Genomic DNA, 16,849 nt, shown 5'->3' on the forward strand with positions numbered 1-16,849 from the left:
CGCTCCGCACTTCAGCCGGTGGTTGCCGGAGTGGGATCCGGCGCGGCGCCGGTACCGAGGTCCCCGTCGCCGGACCGCTGCAGCAGCCGGACAAAGTCTTCGACGGACAGCGTCTCGCCGCGGCGGGCCGGGTCGATGCTGGCCGCCAGCAGACGGCGGGCCGACTCGTTACCCGATCCTGCCCACTCCACGAACGCGTTGCGTGACGTCTTGCGCCGCTGCGCGAAAGCGATGTCGACCAGCTCGAACACCCGCTTGCGGAACACCTGGTCGGTGGGCCACGGCGAGGTCTCGTAGCGGTCGATGCGCACCAGCCCGGAGTAGACCCGCGGAATGGGCCAGAACACCGTCGGCGACACGGTGCCGCACCGTCGTACCGCGCCGTAGAAGTTCATTTTGACGCTGGGTACGCCGTATTCCTTACCGCCGGGCTCGGCGGCGAGCCGCTCGGCGACTTCGGCCTGCACCATCACCGTCACAGTGCGGATGGAGGGGAATTCGGCGAGCAGATGCAGCAGCGCGGGGACGGCGACGTTGTAGGGCAGGTTGGCCACCACCGCGGTCGGTTCGGCCGCCACCTCCTCGCGGCGCAACGTCAGCACATCGCGATGCAACACGGTGAGCCGCTGGGCTTCGCTGTTGGAATGCTCGGCCACCGTCTGCGGCAGCCGGTCGGCCAGCACCGGATCGATCTCCACGGCGGTCACGGTCGCACCGCGGTCGAGCAGCGCGAGCGTCAACGAACCCAGTCCCGGGCCAACCTCGAGAACGACGTCGGATTTGCCGATGCCGGACGCCGTGACGATCCGACGCACCGTATTCGCGTCGTGTACGAAGTTCTGACCAAAGGCTTTCCGCGGCCGGAAATCGAGTTCTTTGGCCAACCGCCGGATCTCAGTGCGCCCGAGCAGCCGGATCGTCAGCGCGCACCCACTCGTCCACTGCACACGGGCCAGGCGCCCCAGCCCTGACGCTGCCGGGTCACTTCGGCGATCGCGATCTGCTCTTCCCGGGTGGCCATGTCAGCGCGGGGCGCATACCGCAGCCCGCCGTTGGCTTCCCAGGTGCCCTGGTCGAACTGCACGCCGCCGAAGAAGCCGTTTCCGGTGTTGATCGCCCAGTTCCCGCCGGCCTCGCAGCCGGCCAGCGAATCCCAGATGGTGCCGTCGCTGACGGGCGGCACCTCGGTGCCGGGCTTGGCGCCGACGCGCACCACCGCTTCGCGGGCCGGGGTCACCACCACGTTGGCGATCGGCAGGCGGCCGCTCTCAACCCCGTTGATCTCGGCTACCGAGAACGTCACATCCTGGGTGCCGGGGCTGCCCGGATCTTCGACGATCTCGCGGCTCATGTTCATCTCGGGGTCTTCGATGCGCCGCGCCGGCGGCGGAAGCGGCATCCGCTCGGTGACCCGTTCGATGCGGTTACGGGTGACGTGGATCTGCATGCCGTCGCTGATCGGCGCCGTCGGGGCGGGTGTCACCTGGTCGCTGTCCTGCAGGGGAGCGCCGGCGGCCTCCAGCAGTCCGGCCACGTTCGGCGCCGGCAGGTGCACGGTGCGGACCACGCCGCCGTCGTCGATCTGCACCGTTTTGGCGCTGACGACGGGCAGGGCCATGCCCGACAGCGGAACACGGCTGGCCCGCGACGCGGCAGCGGGAGCGGTGTCGGTCATGGCCAGCTGGGCCAGCGCCTCGTCCACGGTCGACGCCGTGGTCCAGACCTGCCGGGAATTCTGGCCGTCCAGGGTGATCTCCAACGGCCGGCTGCGGCGCAGCACGATCGTGGCCGCGTCCCCGACCGTGACGTCGCCGGCCGGGTACAGGTCGTCGCGTCCCTCGACGGCGAACCCGTTCTCTCTGACGATGTCGATCACCTTCGACCGCATGGTCTGCACGCGGATCGAGGTGCCGTCGACGGTCAGTGTGACGGTCTTGGATTCCGACACGGCGTATCCGCCGGCGAAGGTCAGTACCAGCAGCAGGGCGCCAACCAACAGGCGCAATGTGGGCGATTCGGTTCGATGAAGTTTAGTGAGCAGTTTCAATGTCAAATCCCAGTCAATCTCTACGTATCCCGAGTTCGTTCCGACCTACACGACACTTACGCAGCAACACCGCAGCAAAAGTTTTCACGACGAGCAACCGACCATATTCAGCTGAAATAACAAATGGGCCCATAGGCCCACCCGTTCGATCACAAGACGGTAACGAACCGACCAGTGCAGGGCAACTCCTGCATGCGGACGTTGGCGTGGTTCGGAAGCTAGAGCGCCGTCGTCCGATCCAGGCGATACGCCCGGCGAGCGTTGCTCGTGGTGATTTCCGCCAGTTCCTCCGGCCGGCGATTCACCAGTTCAGCGATGGCGCGCACGGTGTAGGGCAGGCAGTACGATTCGTTCGCTGCACCCCGATAGGGGTGGGGCGTGAGAAATGGTGCGTCGGTTTCCACCAATATCTGGTCCATCGGTATCAACCGAACGGCTTCGCGCAGGTCGCGGGCGTTACGAAAGCTGACCGTCCCGGACAGGCTCAGCAACCATCCGGCTGCCGAACAGGTGCGAGCCATCTCACTGTCCGAGGAGAAACAGTGAAAGATCACAGTCTCGGGCGCGCCCTCGGCACGCAGCACGTCGAGCACCTCACGGTCGGCGTCACGGTTGTGGATCATCAGCGGCTTGCCAGTCCGCTTGGCCAGATCGATGTGCCAGGCGAACGCCTCGCGTTGAACGTCCGGATGGGCACAGCCGTCGAGCCGTCCCGGCCAGTACATGTCCATGCCCGTCTCACCGACGGCGACCACGCGCGGATGAGACGCCAACCGCTCGATCTCGGCGCGGGCCTTCTCGGTCAGCGCGTCGGTGCGCGTCGGATGTAACGCCACTGCGCCGTACACCCGCGGGTCCCATTCGACAGCCCGCGCCACCCAACGTGCCGATTCCAGGTCGTCAGCGATCGTGACCACCGCGGTGACACCGACCGCCGCGGCGCGGTCGACGACGGCACGCACGCCCGGCGCGTCCGAGACGCCGCAGGCGTCGAGATGGGTGTGGGCGTCGATCAACGGCGAAAGCGGCTCCGGGGCGGGCGGTGCTTCTCGTTTGGCGCTCACCCGCCCACGATATGTGGACACGCGAGGCGGCGGGCGAGCCGATTAGGGTGGAGCCCCGATGAACCAACACCAGCCGTACTACGTCACCACCGCGATCGCCTATCCCAACGGCGCGCCGCACATGGGTCACGCGTATGAATACGTCGCGACCGACGCCATCGCCCGCTTCAAGCGACTCGACGGCTTCGACGTGCGGTTCCTGACCGGAACCGACGAGCACGGCCTCAAGGTCGCTCAGGCCGCGGTGGCCGCCGGGGTACCCACCGCGCAGCTGGCGCGCAGCAACTCCGACGTCTTCCAGCGCATGCAGGAAAAGCTCAACATCTCCTTCGACCGGTTTATCCGCACCACCGACCCCGACCATCACGTGTCCTCCAAGGAGATCTGGCGGCGCATGGAGGCCGCCGGCGACATCTACCTGGACAACTACGCCGGCTGGTACTCGGTGCGCGACGAGCGGTTCTTTGTCGAATCGGAGACCCAATTGCTCGAGGACGGCACCCGGATCGCGGTCGAAACCGGCACGCCGGTGACGTGGACCGAGGAGCAGACCTATTTCTTTCGGTTATCGGCCTACGCCGAGAGGTTGCTGACGCACTACCGCGACAACCCGGCCTTCATCGCGCCCGAGACCCGCCGCAACGAGGTGGTCAGCTTCGTCTCGGGCGGTCTGGACGATCTGTCGATCTCACGTACCTCGTTCGACTGGGGCGTGCAGGTACCCGGTCATCCCGACCACATCATGTACGTCTGGGTCGATGCGCTGACCAACTATCTGACCGGAGCCGGTTTTCCCGACACCGACTCGGCGTTGTTCCGCCGTTTCTGGCCCGCTGACTTGCACATGATCGGCAAGGACATCATCAGATTTCACGCCGTCTACTGGCCGGCGTTCCTGATGTCGGCCGGAATCGACCTGCCTCGAAGGGTTTTCGCGCACGGCTTCCTGCACAACCGGGGCGAGAAGATGAGTAAGTCGGTCGGCAACATCGTCGATCCGGTGGCGCTGGTGGACACTTTCGGGGTGGACCAGGTCCGCTACTTCCTGTTGCGCGAGATACCTTTCGGGCAAGACGGCAGTTACAGCGACGAATCGATCATCACGCGGATCAACACCGACTTGGCCAACGAATTGGGGAATCTGGCGCAGCGGTCGCTGTCGATGGTGGCCAAGAACCTGGGCGCGGTGGTGCCCGAGCCGGGTGAGTTCGTCGACGCCGACAACGAACTACTGACTACGGCCGACGGGCTGCTGAGTCGAGTTCGCGCCCATTTCGATTCGCAGGCAATGCATCTGGCATTGGAGGCGATCTGGCTGATGCTCGGTGACGCGAACAGATACTTCTCCGCGCAACAGCCCTGGGTGCTGCGCAAGAGCGATGCCGAGCAAGACCAGGAGCGGTTCCGGACCACCCTCTACGTCACCTGCGAGGTGGTCCGCATCGCGGCATTGTTGGTCAGTCCGGTCATGCCGGACTCGGCAGACAAGTTGCTGGATCTGCTGGGCCAGTCGCAGGAGCGACGGTCCTTCGCCGCCATCGCGGCCCGGCTGACCCCCGGGACGCCGCTGCCCTCGCCGACGGGAGTGTTCCCGCGCTACCAGGCGCCCGCAACGGGGTGAGCACTAGCGCCACGTCAAGTAGCCAAAACGAAGCCGGGCGGCCACATTACGAACCGCAGTTCGGGTTTTCGTGCCAAGCGGTGTGGGGCAGCGTTCAGCAATAGGCCATAATCGGCAGGTGGAACGAAGACGGAATCGGCAGCCGAGCCAATCCCCGATGACCACCCTGAAGCAGTTGCCTGCACTGGTGGTGCTGGAGCGGATACCGGTCCCAGTCCTCGCCATCGCGGACGACGGCAGCATCCTGTTCACCAACACCGCGTTTGCCCAGATGGTGGGTTGCGATCCAGAAGAGGTGCTGGCGCTTCGGTTCCACGAGATATTCCACCAGGCACCGGAGTCGGAGTCCTCGCTGCTCTCGTTCGTCCACGCCCTGGCGAACATGGTGGTCGAGTTGGCACACAAAGACGGCTCGGTGGTCCGGGCGTTGATGAGCAGGTCGGCGGTGATGCGCGCCGACGACAAATTTGCTCTGGCCGCGTTCCAGGACCTGACCGAACAGTTGTGGGAAGAAGAGCGCTGACCGCCGCCGGCACGCGCAGCCGCGGGCCGACCGCGCAAGATATGAATCTCCCTAGACTGTCAGTATCGGAATAAGACATTGTTGATACTTGTAGTATGGTTTTTGTCGTGATCAAGACTCGCAACGACTTGGAGTCCTACCTCGCGGCGGACTTGCATGCGCAAGGACTTGAGCGTTGGCGGCACCGCTACCGGATCATGCACCGGGCCCCCTATTTTCAGCGGATGCTGCGCAAGACCGAGTATTGGACGAACACCGCCCGAACGCCGGCCGGGCGACTCGTCGCGGCATACCTGCGTCTGCGGCTGAAGTTCTTGGGCGAGAAACTCGGGTTCGGCATTCCGCTCAACGCGTTCGGCCCCGGTCTGTCAGTAGCCCACGTCGGATGGGTGCACGTTCATCATCGAGCCAAGATCGGCGCCAACTGCCGTATCCATCAGGGCGTGACGATCGGCGAAGGCCGTCCAGGCGAGTACCCCAGCATCGGCGACGACGTGTTCATCTATCCCGGCGCCATGGTGCTCGGCGCCAATGTCGGCAGCCGCGTCGGCATCTACGCAGGAGCGGTGGTGACCAAGCCGGTGCCAGACGACGTCGACGTCGCCGGCGTGCCGGCCCGGATCGTCAAGGACCGCCGGGCCCGGGCCGTCAGCGCCTAACCCGAGGTAGCTTCCGGAGCCCCGACCGGCGCGCGTGGCCGGGTGTGTCGCAGCGCTTCACGGGCGAGGAACTGCCGGAAGTACGGCAGGGATGCCTCCGCCGCGACGCCGGGGAGCAGAACAATCCAGATCTGGCTCAATTGGCCGTTGAGTTCGTCGAGCATGCCTTCGCTGTGGCGACTCCGCGCCATCGCGATGGAGAGCAACCGGGTCCCGACCATCGCGCCGACGATCGACTCGGCGAGCGACTGCGGGTCGACGTCCTCCCGAAGATCACCCTCGTCGATCGCCGCGCGGGCCTGGACCGCCATTTCCGCCACCCAGCTTGCGCAACACCGCGCCGCCGCGTCGTTGAAACCACTCAGGGCAGCGATCAGTTGCTCGGCCGCACGCGCTGTCTTATCCGTGCTGAGCACGTTGGCGATCGCGAAGGTGCCGTGGATCATGTTCTCCAGGGCGGGCGATGACGACCCACAGACGTTGCGGAACGCCCCGACCAGGACTTCGGCACCCTCGTCGATGATGTCCGACGCCAGCGCCTCTTTGGAGTCGAAGTGATGGTAGAGGGCGCCTTTGGTCATCCCTGTTCGCTCGATGATGGTGCCCCATCCGGCGGCGGCGTAACCGACTTCGCTGAAGACGTCGATCGCCGCGTCCAGAATCTTCCGCCGGGTTACCTCGGATCGAACCTGGCGCGCCATTGGCCATGCCTCCCCAGTGATGTCAATCCGGTTCAGCTCCGGACCTCGGCGTCTTGTTCCTGCTGGTCAGCCCGATAAGCCTAACAGCAGACGGCGCGGCGTTTTCGATTGCGCGTGCCAGATCCTCTCCGGTGTCCGGTTAAGTCGCGCTCACCTGGGCGGGGGCGGCCTTGATCGCCAGGGCCGTACGTCGCCGCAGGAATTGCGCGAAGTAGTCGGCCCGGTCCGGTTGCAGAACCGCGGCCAGGATGAGAACCCAGTTCCTCTCCAGGTCGAGCAGGAAGCCCCGCGGGTCGTCGAGGTCACTGGTCTGGCGCAGTCCCAGGTACATCGACACGATCATCCGTCCGATGTCGCCGGGCTCCCACCGCTGGGCGACGTCCCCTTCGCTGATAGCGCGCTGGGCCACGCTCGCCAGGGCATCTACCCAACCCTTCAGCAGGGAGGCCTGCAGTCCTTCGGTGCGTCCGACCGACTCGATGAGGTGCAGCGCGGCCCTGGCCACATCCTTGGAGAGGTCCTGCACCGCGATCAGGTAAGAGAAGTCGATCAGGGTCTCCAGGCCAGAGAGCTGCCGGGACAGCAGATCTTCGACGGCTGCCCGACCCCCCGAGGTGTGCTGCTCGATGATCGCTACCGCAAGGGCGTGCTTAGAGCGGAAGTGGAAGTACATCGCACCCTTGGTCAGTTCGGCCTCGGCGAGGATGTCGTCCAGTCCGACGTCGTGATAGGCGCGGCGGGCGAATTGATGTGCGGCCGCCCGCAGAATCTGTTGCCGGGTGCTGTCCGCTCGTCCGTCGGCCGATTCAGTCGACATCTACCCGCAACACACTTTCGGGCGTGCCGAACAGCGACTAGCAATGCTGAGCGGAGCGATCACCTTCACCATCGCGATGCCTTCCTCGACCGGGTGGCCAGACCATCGGATGGTGAGCCGTCCACCGGCGTGTGTCTCAAGCGGCACATTGGACGCCACCTGTGAGGTTATCAAGTTCCCGCCGACCTGCGGCGTTACACGCCGACATGACTGCATCTACGCCCAGGCAATACTTTAGGTAGGTTGATGCAAGAAGCTACGTTCAAAAAGTATGTAGAATGGGTATACACCTAATCTGTTGGTTTGCAAGAGGCAGGAAAACGCGTCCGAACTGCTAGTTCAGGTTGGTTGCGATGACTGCCACCTTCGGGGCCCACTACACCGTCAACGCTCGCGTTAGGAGAGGTGCATGTCGTTCGTCACCACGCAGCCAGAAGTTCTGGCCGCTTCGGCCAGCACGCTGCAAGGCATCGGCTGCGCCGTGGACACGGTGGGCGCAGCCGCCGCGGGACCGACTACGGCGATATTTCCGGCCGCCGCGGACGAGGTGTCAGCGCTGACCGCAGCGCAGTTCGCCGCCCACGAACACCTGTACCAGGCGGTGAGCGCGCAGGCCGCCGCGATCCACGAGATGTTCGTGCAGGTCATGAAGGCCAGCGCCGGTTGCTACGCCGTAACCGAGGCGGCCAACGCCGCGGCGGCCGGCTGACGATCAGGGGGATGGGCAATGGATTTTGGCGCACTGCCGCCGGAGATCAACTCCACGCGGATGTACACGGGCGCAGGGGCCGAGTCGCTACTGGCGGCCTCCGTCGCCTGGGATGAACTGGCCACCGAACTGGCCGCGGCGGCTTCCTCGTACCTGTCGGTGATTGCCGGCCTGACCAGCGGCCCCTGGCTCGGTCCGGCAGCCATCGCCGCCGCGGCAGCCGCCACCCCGTTCGCGGTCTGGATGGGTGCGACGTCCACTCAGGCCGAGCAGGCGGCGGCCCAGGCGCGGGCGGCGATCAGCGCCTACGAAGCGGCATATGCGATGACGATTCCACCCGCGGTGATCGCCGCCAATCGGACACTGCTGGCGGCTTTGATCGCGACCAATTTCTTCGGCCAGAACTCCCCCGCGATCGCGGCCACCGAGGCCCATTACAGCGAGATGTGGGCCCAGGACGCCGCGGCCATGTACGGCTATGCGGCCAGTTCGGCGGCGGCGTCGACCCTGTCACCGTTCGAAACGCCGCCCCAGATCGCCGACCCGGCCGGCGCCGCGGCTCAGGCCGCCGCGGTATCGGCAGCAACCGGCGAGGCCGCGGCGACCCAGGCGACACTCGCCTCGCTGGTCAGCGCGGTTCCGGCGGCGCTGCAAGGCATGGCGGCGCCGGCCTCGCTCGGCACCGCGGCCGCCGGCATACCGATCGGCACCTCCAGCGGCGACATTGCCAACCTGCTCAACATCATGGTGATGCCGCTCTTCGCGATCAGCAGCGTGTTGGGCATCGCCCAGACCATGCAGGGCATGGCCGCGGCAGCCACCCAGGTGGGCGAGGCAGCGGCCGAGGCGGCCGAGGTTGCCGCCGGCGCGGCCGCCGTGGGCGCAGATGCGGTCGGCGGCGCTGCCCTGGGGGCCATGGGCCAGGCGGCCAGCCTCGGGTCGCTGTCGGTGCCGCCGGCATGGACCAGCGTGATCCCCACGGCCCACCTCACCGGCGTCAGCTCGGCTCTGCCGGGCGCCGCTCCGGGGGCCGTCGGCAACGTCCCACCGAGCCTGCTCGGCGGGATGCCGAGGGCGGCTGCGGGTCAGGGTCCGGCAGCAGGGCCGAGGTACGGCCTCGTCCCCACAGTGATGGCGCAGCCTCCGTCCGCCGGATACGGCGGGTGAGCTGACGCCGGTACGCCGGCCATGGCAAGTCCGACCACGACTCAGCAACTAGCAGGTTTCTTAGGTTACTAGAGCGAAAACATCCCATCTTTGGGTACTGCTAGTCATAATTTTCGGCTTAATCCGTTCAAATAGTATGTAATAATGGGTATTAGCAACTAAGTGGGTATGGGAGCCCGCGCACCGGTGGGAGGAGAACGGCAGTGAGCAGTTTGCAGAGGGGGGCACGCAAATGAAGGTCGTGCTGTTTTGCGGCGGTTACGGCATGCGGATGCGCAGCGCCGCGGGTGACCTCGTCCCGAAGCCACTTCAGATGGTCGGCCCGCGCCCGCTGTTGTGGCACGTGATGCGTTACTACGCGCACTACGGCCACACCGAGTTCATCCTGTGCCTGGGGTACGGCCAATCACTGGTGAAGGACTTCTTCGTCAACTACCGCGAGACCGAATCCAACGACTTCGTCATGCGCGGCGGCAAAGTCGAGCTGCTCGACACCGACATGTCCAACTGGACGATCACCTTCGTCGACACCGGCCTGGAGTCACCGATCGGCGAGCGGCTGCGCCGGGTCCGCAAGCACCTCGGTGGTGACGAGTACTTCCTGGCCAACTACGCCGACGTCCTGACCGACGCGCCGCTGGACACGATGATCGAGCGGTTCCACACAGCCGGTGCCGCCGCGTCGATGCTGGTCGTACCGCCGCAGTCGTCGTTCCACTGTGTGGACGTCAGCACCCACGGCGACATCAAGGAGATCGCTCCCATCGCCAAATTCCCCATCTGGGTCAACGGCGGCTACTTCGTCCTCCGTCAGGACGTCATCGACCTCATCCCCGAGAACGGCGACCTGGTCGGCGACGCGTGCATGGAGCTGGCCGGCACCGGCCGCTTACTCGGCTACCAGCACGAAGGGTTCTGGAAGCCGGCCGACACGTTCAAGGAGCGCGCCGAACTCGACGCCGACTACAACCGAGGCATCCGGCCATGGGCGGTCTGGGAGACGCCGGCGGCATTGGCGGCAGCGTCGGCATGATCCCGCTGACTTTCTCCGGATCAGGCATCGGCTCGGTCGCGGCGATAGGTGCGCACTGCGACGACATCCTCATCGGCGCCGGCGCCACCCTGATGCAGCTGGAGCGCGGCAATCCCGGCCTGGTCATCCACGCACTGGTCTTGACCGGCGCCGGCACGGAGCGCGAAATCGAGGAGAAGAGCGCCTTCGCGGCGTTCTTCCCGCAGGCCGACGTGCGCCTGACGGTGGCCGACCTGCCCGACGGAAGACTGCCTGAGCACTGGGGCGCGGTCAAAGGACAGCTCGCGGAGTTTCGCCGCGGCTGCGAGCCCGACCTGGTGCTGGGCCCCCAGCGCGCGGACTACCACCAGGACCATCGGCTGCTGGCGAAACTGATCCCGACCGAGTTCCGCGCCCACCTGGTGCTGGGCTACGAGATCCTCAAATGGGAGTCCGACTTACCCAATCCCACTCTCTACGTTCCGGTTTCAGCGGACACCGCACTCCGCAAGACCCGGCTGCTCGCCGAGTTATATCCGTCCCAGGCCGGACGCGACTGGTTCGACGACGAAACCTTCCTCGGCTTGATGCGGGTGCGCGGTGTGCAGAGCCGCGCGCGCTACGCGGAGGGCTTTGTGGTGGAGAAGGCCGTCTTGCACCCGATGGCCGCCGGCCCGCATCCCTGACGGCCGAACCATGGCGAACACACTCCCCCAGGCCCCGGTGCGCATGGTCGTCAGCGGCAGCGTCGTCGAGCGCTGCGAGATCGACCAGGTGTTGTCGATCGTCGACTCGCGCCTGCGATCTCGGTCAGGCCGCGGCTTGGCCGTCGGCTCGGTGAATCTGGATCACCTGCACCACTTCCGGGTCGCGAGCGCCGCCCCCAACGGCCTAGTCGAATGGCTGCTGCTGGCCGACGGCATGCCGATCGCCTGGCGGGGCAAGCTGCTCACCGCACGTCCGTGGCCGCGCGTCACCGGAGCGGACTTGCTGCCGTCCGTGCTGGCGTTGGCCGAAGCCAACGGTCACCGGGTCGGTTTCTTCGGTGGCAGCGCGCAGACTCACCAGTTGCTGGCCGGGCACCTGCGCGCGCGTTACCCGCGGCTGGCCGTCTCCGGCATGTGGGCACCCGGCTCCGATGACATCGAATCATGTTCGACCGCAATGTGTTCCGCAATCCGTGCGGCACGCACCGACCTGCTGGTGGTCAGTCTGGGCAAGCCGCGCCAGGAGAGGTGGGTCGACCAGCACGGGCATGCGACGGGCGCGCGAGTGTTCCTACCGTCCGGCGGCGCGATCGACTTCCTGGCCGGCGCGACCAGCCGTGCTCCGGGGTGGATGCAGCGCTCGGGTCTGGAATGGTTGTACCGGTTGACCCGTGAGCCGCGCCGACTCGCGCGGCGCTACCTGCTGCAGGGCCCGATCGCGCTATTGCGCGCCGCCCGCGCGCAGCTCATCTGCTACCCCGGCGTCCACTACGTCGGCGGCCACGACCAGGTCGGAATCGCCGGCCCGGCAACCGAAGCGGTGTCCGCATGACCGAGAGATCGGCCAGCATGGCGGCCATCCTGCACTCGAAGTCCGGCCGCTCACGCCTCGTCGCGGTGCCGACGAGGGACGTCAGCACCATTTCGCGCTGGCAGCAACAATATTCCGCTCGCCTGCGGATCACCGATTCGATAATCGTCTGCGGCGCGATCATGCTCGCGCAGTTCGTCCGCTTCGGCGACTCGCCGAACATGTCGGGTTACCCGGGCCCCGTGATGACGCTGTTCTCCTGCCTGTTCGCGCTGCTGTGGCTCTCCTCCATCTCGGTGTTTCACACCCGGTCGCCCAGGATCATCGGGGCCGGCATCGACGAATACCGTCGGCTGGCCAGCGCGTCGTTCTCGGTCTTCGGCATTATCGCGATGGTCACGTTGCTAGCCAAGATCGATCTGGCCCGGGGTTACCTGGCGGTCGCGCTTCCGGTCGGCACACTGGGTCTGCTGGCCAGCCGCAACCTGTGGCGAAAGTACGTGTGGCGCATGCGGGCCCACGGCCAGTACCAGACCATGGTGCTCGCGATCGGTGACCGTTCCGGGGTCACGCACCTCGCCCACGAACTGATCCGCAACCCCAAAGAAGGCTATGTCGTTGTCGGTGTGTGCATTCCGGGATACGGTCCGCCGCGCGAGGAAGCCCTCAAGGTCCAGGGCCGCGAGATCCCGATCCTCGGCGACGAAACCAGCGCGGTGGCCGCGATCGGCCTGTGCGGCGCCGACACCGTGGCCGTGACCCGCACCGAACATTTCGGGGTCCATGCCATCCGTGACCTGATGTGGCGGCTGGAGACGATGGACGTCGACCTGGTCGTGTCGGCCGGCGTGATGGACGTCGCCGGGGCCCGATTGACCATGCGGCCCATCGCCGGATATCCGCTGCTGCACGTGGACAAGCCGCAATACGAGGGCACCCAGCGCCTGCAGAAGCGCGCCTTCGACTTTTGCTTTGCGCTGGCCGCGCTCCTGGTGACCGCGCCCCTGCTGATCGCGGCCGCCGTCTCGATCAAGATGACCAGCAAGGGGTCGGTGTTCTATCGCGCCGAACGCATCGGCCTGGACGGTCGCCCCTTCACCATGTTGAAGTTCCGCACCATGGTGGACGGCGCGGACAAGCAGGTCGACCGGTTGCTGCCGCTGAACCAGGGCGCCGGCGGAGTGCTCTTCAAGATCCGCCACGACCCGCGCGTCACGTCTGTCGGAAAGGTGCTGCGCCGCTACAGCATCGACGAGCTGCCGCAATTCATCAATGTGCTCAAGCAGGACATGAGCGTCGTCGGCCCGCGGCCACCCCTGCGTCGCGAGGTGGAGACCTATGACGGCGAGGTCAAGCGCCGGCTGCTGGTGAAGCCCGGGGTCACCGGCCTGTGGCAGGTCAGCGGCCGATCTGATCTGTCCTGGGAGGACTCGGTCCGACTGGACCTCTCCTACGTCGACAACTGGTCGATGGCCGGCGACCTGGTGATCATCGCCCGGACGCTCAAGGCCGTGCTGGCCAGCGACGGAGCTTACTAGACATGAAGGGCGACACCGTGATCGAGCCGACGGGGCAGGAGTCGACGCCCGCGCCGGAAGTACCGCAGTCGCGGATCGCGCATGCGTTCTCGGTCCAACTCATCTGCCGGGTGCTGGGCATGCTGGCCTCGGTGGTCTCGGTGTCGATGACCGCCCGCTATCTGGGTCCCGGCCGCTACGGCCAGCTGATGGTGGCGGTCGCCTTCATCGGGATGTGGACCGCCGCGACCGACCTCGGCATCAACACCGTGATCGTGCGTCGCGTCACCTCGGGCCGGGGCGCCTTGGAACGCCTGATTCGCGTCAACAGTGGCCTGTCGCTGATGTATTGCGTCCCGCTGGCGGGCATGGCGGCGGTCACCGGGTTGCTGATCTACCGCGACGCCGATGTGCGGGTGATGCTGGTGGTGTTGTCCGGGCAGCTGTTGCTGCTGACGGTGCGGACCCGGTTCGAGCCCGTGTTCCTCTCCACGGTGCGGTTCTCCGCCGTCGCCGTCTCCGACGTGACCGGCCGGATCGGCACCCTGGCCATGGTGAGCTGGCTGGTCGCGACGCACGCGAACATCATCTGGTTCGCGGTCGCACAGCTCATACCGCCGTTGGTGCAGTTGGCAATTCAGGGAGCGGCCGCGGCGCGTCACGTCTCGCTGCGCCCGGTGTTCTCTACCCGCGAGTCCATCGATCTATTGCGCGAAAGCCTGCCGCTGATGGGCGTCGCCCTGGTCGGCATCCTGTACTGGCGTGCCGACGGGGTGATCCTGTCCCTGCTCAACAGTCATGCCGAGGTGGGCGTGTACGGGCTGGCGTACACCATCGCCTTCAACACCGAGGCGCTGTCTATTTTCTTCCAGAAGTCCACCCTGTCGACGGCCACCGGCCTGTATTCGCGCGACGTCGGCGCTTACGTCGAATTCCTGCGCCGCAGCGTCGAACTGATGAGCTTCCTCGCCTTCCCCGTGGCCGTCGTCGGCACGCTGCTGGCCGGTCCGCTGATCGGATTGTTCGGTGACGCGGAGTTCGTGACGCGCGGGGCGCCGACCCTGGCGTTGCTGCTGATCGCCGCCTCGTTGCGGTTCGTCACCGGAACCCTCGGGCAGGGCCTGTTCGCCTGCCACGAACAGCGCTTCTTCTTCCGGTTGTCGGTGGGTGCGCTTGCCGCCAACGTGGCCTTCAACCTGTGCCTGGACGGCCGATTCGGCGCGGTCGGCGCCGGCGTCTCGCTGGTGTGCACGGAGCTGATCGGGCTGACGTTCGCGAGCTGGCGACTGGGCAACCATTGCGGGTATCGCACGCCGATGGTCTTCCTGGTGCGCCTGCTGATCCCGACGGCGGCCAGCGCCACTGTGGCACTGCTGCTTTCGGACCAGAACGTGGTACTCGCGCTGGCCGCCGCCGCCACCACCTACCTGCTCGTCAACGTGCTGGCCGGTCCCGTCAACTGGTCGACCCTGACCTCGCTCTTCCGGAAAAAGGTGACCGCATGAGAACCCAACGGCCCCTGTCGGTGCTGATCGTGACCTACAAGAGCCACGAACTCCTGGAACAGTGCCTGGCCAGTGTCGCCGAGCACGCGCCGCAACTGCCGGTCTACGTCTACGAGAACAGCGGCGACGAATATCCCGGTCGCGAGGAGTTGGCGGCGCGCCATCCCGACGTGCACTGGGTGCTCGGGCCGGTGAATCTAGGCTTCGGGGCGGCCTTCAACGCACTGGTGAAGCACACGCCCGACGACACGGATTTCCTGCTGTTGAACGCCGATACGCGGTTGACGGGGCCGCTGACCCGGACACTCGAGCTGTTCCGCCAACCCGGCGTCGCCGCCGTGTCGCCGCTGATTCGCGACCCGGGCGCACCCGGCCCGCTGTTGTGGGACATCGCCACCAAGCACCGCACCCTGACCCGGTCCGTGGTCGCGGCCGCGGGCTATTCCGACCGGCTGCGGGGCACCCGGTTCTCGCACCTGTACCGTGAGCAGCCCGACGAGTCCGAGAGCATCGATGGCTACATGGCCGGCATCTGTCTGGCGATCAACCGCGATGCTTGGAACGAGATCGGCGGCTTCGACGAGGAGTTCTTCCTCTACGGCGAAGAGACCGACTGGCAGGAGCGCGCCACGGCCGCGGGCTGGCGGATCCTGCTCGCCGACGAAGTGCACGCCGAGCACGGCAACCCGGCGGCCGGCAACACCGCTGGTGAATCAGTCTTCACCCACGGTGCGGAGGTGTCCACCGTGGAACGCTTCCGCAACCGCGACTTGCTGCGCTCCAACATCGCCCTGCTGCTGGAACGCCAGGACAGTGTCCACCACGCCGACGCGTTCCTGGCCGCCACCTCGGTGTTGGACAGGGTCCAGCGGTCCAAACGCGGAGCCCGCAAGAGCGCTATCGCTGCCCGTCGCAGCCACAAGCATCCGATCGTCATCACCACCAATCGCCTGGTGTACGGTGGCGCCGAGCGTCAAAAGTCGATACTGGCAAGGGAATTGGACCGTCGTGGCTATCCGGTCACCATCGTCTGCATGCAACGGTTCGGGCCGCTGCTCAAGGAGATCCCACACAGCATCCGCGTGGTGCGCCAGCCCTGGTGGGCGCCGATGGTCGACCTGCCCGAGGGCCCGGCCGTGTTGATCACCGGTGACACCAACACCGAGACTGGTTTCGCGACCCTCTGGAAGGCCGCGGGGATGGCCAATTCGGGCCGGCGCTGGCTGGTGGCCCCGCATGTGCCGCCGGAGTCCGACCGGCCGATCTACTCGCGGCCGTTGACCGCCGCGATGAATCGCGCCGACGGTTTCATCGTTCTCGCCCAGCGTCATTGGGACATGCTGACCCCGCACCACAAGATCAGGGGCCGGCACTTCGTGGCGCCCAACGGGGTAGCCGTCTGCGGCGAGCCCGCCGAGCGGGTCCGCACCCCCGGTGCGCCGCCACATCTGGTGATGCTGTCGCGCATTGTCGAGCACAAGAACCCCCACCTGCTGATGGAGGCGCTCACCGGCCTGACCGAGCTGCCCTGGCGGCTGTCGATTTACGGCGACGGCCCGGACCGGCAGGCACTGGAAGCCCGCACCCCGGAAGCCCTGCGCGACCGCATCCAGTGGCGCGGATGGTCGCCCGGGCCCGGCCCGGCGCTCGCCGATGCCGACCTGCTCTGCGTCCCGAGCCGCTCCGAGGCCTTCCCGATGGCGATCCTCGAGGCCATGGCGCGTGGCGTGCCGGTCGCCGCGTCGGGCATCTGCGCGGTCCCGGAAATGTTGGATTTCGGCAAGGCTGGTTTCGTCGTCGAACCCGTCTCGGTAACGGCGTGGCGGAACCAATTGGCCGAAATCCTCACCGACGTCGACGCATTGCCCGAGTTCGGTTGGCGCGGATTCGAGCGTCTGCAAACGCATTACACCGTGGAGGCGATGACCGACGCCTACCTCGAAGCGATCGGCGCGGTGATGTGAGTCCCCTGCCCCGTAGCCACCCGTT

General features: G+C 66.4%; 16 protein-coding genes. 11 read left to right on the top strand and 5 right to left on the bottom strand.

Going from position 1 to position 16,849, the window contains the following annotated elements; all coding sequences use genetic code 11:
* Positions 1-11: 11 nt before the first annotated feature.
* The 3 genes from rsmA to JX552_RS24950 all read right to left on the bottom strand — a co-directional run bounded on the left by rsmA (position 12) and on the right by JX552_RS24950 (position 3,111).
* Positions 12-956, bottom strand: a complete 945-nt coding sequence (rsmA, locus tag JX552_RS24940) for a 16S rRNA (adenine(1518)-N(6)/adenine(1519)-N(6))-dimethyltransferase RsmA (RefSeq protein ID WP_431196008.1) — start codon at positions 954-956, stop codon at positions 12-14.
* Positions 920-2,047, bottom strand: coding sequence for a resuscitation-promoting factor (locus tag JX552_RS24945; protein WP_205874486.1), 1,128 nt, complete (start codon positions 2,045-2,047; stop codon positions 920-922). Before JX552_RS24945 ends, rsmA begins: the two co-directional genes overlap by 37 nt.
* Positions 2,048-2,265: 218 nt before the next feature.
* Entirely contained in the window at positions 2,266-3,111 is an 846-nt protein-coding gene (locus tag JX552_RS24950) for a TatD family hydrolase (RefSeq protein WP_205874487.1), read from the bottom strand.
* A 58-nt stretch (positions 3,112-3,169) separates the two neighbouring features.
* Here JX552_RS24950 and metG point away from each other — a divergent pair, with 58 nt between their 5' ends.
* The 3 genes from metG to JX552_RS24965 all read left to right on the top strand — a co-directional run bounded on the left by metG (position 3,170) and on the right by JX552_RS24965 (position 5,914).
* On the top strand, positions 3,170-4,732 hold the full coding sequence (gene metG, locus JX552_RS24955; protein ID WP_205874488.1) for a methionine--tRNA ligase: 1,563 nt from the start codon (positions 3,170-3,172) through the stop codon (positions 4,730-4,732).
* A 157-nt stretch (positions 4,733-4,889) separates the two neighbouring features.
* Positions 4,890-5,255: a PAS domain S-box protein gene (locus JX552_RS24960; RefSeq protein ID WP_065133381.1), complete on the top strand. Its 366-nt coding sequence runs from the start codon at positions 4,890-4,892 to the stop codon at positions 5,253-5,255.
* Positions 5,256-5,350: 95 nt separating this feature from the next.
* A complete protein-coding gene (locus JX552_RS24965; RefSeq protein ID WP_241010719.1) occupies positions 5,351-5,914 on the top strand; it encodes an LbetaH domain-containing protein in 564 nt (187 codons plus the stop codon).
* On the opposite strand, the gene JX552_RS24970 is transcribed toward JX552_RS24965, so the two are convergent.
* Both JX552_RS24970 and JX552_RS24975 read right to left on the bottom strand, forming a co-directional pair.
* Positions 5,911-6,615 (bottom strand): TetR/AcrR family transcriptional regulator, encoded by a 705-nt coding sequence (locus JX552_RS24970; protein ID WP_205874489.1) that lies wholly within the window; start codon positions 6,613-6,615, stop codon positions 5,911-5,913. The two genes, JX552_RS24965 and JX552_RS24970, sit on opposite strands and share 4 nt — an antisense overlap.
* Positions 6,616-6,754: 139 nt before the next feature.
* Positions 6,755-7,432 carry a TetR/AcrR family transcriptional regulator gene (locus JX552_RS24975; protein ID WP_205874490.1) on the bottom strand — a complete coding sequence of 226 codons (678 nt, stop codon included), beginning with the start codon at positions 7,430-7,432 and terminating at the stop codon, positions 6,755-6,757.
* Positions 7,433-7,841: 409 nt separating this feature from the next.
* Between JX552_RS24975 and JX552_RS24980 the strand changes: the two genes are divergently transcribed.
* The 8 genes from JX552_RS24980 (at position 7,842) to JX552_RS25015 (ending at position 16,824) form a co-directional block, all read left to right on the top strand.
* Positions 7,842-8,141 carry a PE family protein gene (locus tag JX552_RS24980; protein ID WP_205874491.1) on the top strand — a complete coding sequence of 100 codons (300 nt, stop codon included), beginning with the start codon at positions 7,842-7,844 and terminating at the stop codon, positions 8,139-8,141.
* A gap of 18 nt (positions 8,142-8,159) precedes the next feature.
* Positions 8,160-9,308: a PPE family protein gene (locus JX552_RS24985; RefSeq protein WP_205874492.1), complete on the top strand. Its 1,149-nt coding sequence runs from the start codon at positions 8,160-8,162 to the stop codon at positions 9,306-9,308.
* A 232-nt stretch (positions 9,309-9,540) separates the two neighbouring features.
* Positions 9,541-10,341, top strand: a complete 801-nt coding sequence (locus tag JX552_RS24990) for a glycosyltransferase family protein (RefSeq protein ID WP_205874493.1) — start codon at positions 9,541-9,543, stop codon at positions 10,339-10,341.
* Complete coding sequence (locus JX552_RS24995) at positions 10,338-11,006, top strand: PIG-L deacetylase family protein (protein WP_205878674.1); 669 nt, start codon at positions 10,338-10,340, stop codon at positions 11,004-11,006. The genes JX552_RS24990 and JX552_RS24995 overlap by 4 nt, the downstream gene beginning before the upstream one ends.
* A 10-nt stretch (positions 11,007-11,016) precedes the next feature.
* Positions 11,017-11,859: a WecB/TagA/CpsF family glycosyltransferase gene (locus JX552_RS25000; RefSeq protein ID WP_241010720.1), complete on the top strand. Its 843-nt coding sequence runs from the start codon at positions 11,017-11,019 to the stop codon at positions 11,857-11,859.
* Positions 11,856-13,376, top strand: coding sequence for a sugar transferase (locus JX552_RS25005; protein ID WP_241010721.1), 1,521 nt, complete (start codon positions 11,856-11,858; stop codon positions 13,374-13,376). Before JX552_RS25000 ends, JX552_RS25005 begins: the two co-directional genes overlap by 4 nt.
* 17 nt (positions 13,377-13,393) lie before the next feature.
* Complete coding sequence (locus JX552_RS25010; RefSeq protein ID WP_431196009.1) at positions 13,394-14,860, top strand: flippase; 1,467 nt, start codon at positions 13,394-13,396, stop codon at positions 14,858-14,860.
* Positions 14,857-16,824 (top strand): glycosyltransferase, encoded by a 1,968-nt coding sequence (locus tag JX552_RS25015; protein ID WP_205874495.1) that lies wholly within the window; start codon positions 14,857-14,859, stop codon positions 16,822-16,824. Before JX552_RS25010 ends, JX552_RS25015 begins: the two co-directional genes overlap by 4 nt.
* The last annotated feature ends 25 nt before the right edge of the window (positions 16,825-16,849 follow it).

Source organism: Mycobacterium gordonae, from assembly GCF_017086405.1.
Classification (GTDB): domain Bacteria; phylum Actinomycetota; class Actinomycetes; order Mycobacteriales; family Mycobacteriaceae; genus Mycobacterium; species Mycobacterium gordonae_D.

Bases quoted from the DNA above. Each gene is read 5' to 3' on its own strand.
- JX552_RS24960 (WP_065133381.1), top strand. From the start codon at position 4,890: ATGACCACCCTGAAGCAGTTGCCTGCACTGGTGGTGCTGGAGCGGATA.
- metG (WP_205874488.1), top strand. From the start codon at position 3,170: ATGAACCAACACCAGCCGTACTACGTCACCACCGCGATCGCCTATCCC.
- JX552_RS24965 (WP_241010719.1), top strand. From the start codon at position 5,351: ATGGTTTTTGTCGTGATCAAGACTCGCAACGACTTGGAGTCCTACCTC.
- JX552_RS24975 (WP_205874490.1), bottom strand. From the start codon at position 7,432: ATGTCGACTGAATCGGCCGACGGACGAGCGGACAGCACCCGGCAACAG.
- JX552_RS24970 (WP_205874489.1), bottom strand. From the start codon at position 6,615: ATGGCGCGCCAGGTTCGATCCGAGGTAACCCGGCGGAAGATTCTGGAC.
- JX552_RS25005 (WP_241010721.1), top strand. From the start codon at position 11,856: ATGACCGAGAGATCGGCCAGCATGGCGGCCATCCTGCACTCGAAGTCC.
- JX552_RS24980 (WP_205874491.1), top strand. From the start codon at position 7,842: ATGTCGTTCGTCACCACGCAGCCAGAAGTTCTGGCCGCTTCGGCCAGC.
- JX552_RS24990 (WP_205874493.1), top strand. From the start codon at position 9,541: ATGAAGGTCGTGCTGTTTTGCGGCGGTTACGGCATGCGGATGCGCAGC.
- JX552_RS24985 (WP_205874492.1), top strand. From the start codon at position 8,160: ATGGATTTTGGCGCACTGCCGCCGGAGATCAACTCCACGCGGATGTAC.
- JX552_RS24995 (WP_205878674.1), top strand. From the start codon at position 10,338: ATGATCCCGCTGACTTTCTCCGGATCAGGCATCGGCTCGGTCGCGGCG.
- JX552_RS25015 (WP_205874495.1), top strand. From the start codon at position 14,857: ATGAGAACCCAACGGCCCCTGTCGGTGCTGATCGTGACCTACAAGAGC.
- JX552_RS25000 (WP_241010720.1), top strand. From the start codon at position 11,017: ATGGCGAACACACTCCCCCAGGCCCCGGTGCGCATGGTCGTCAGCGGC.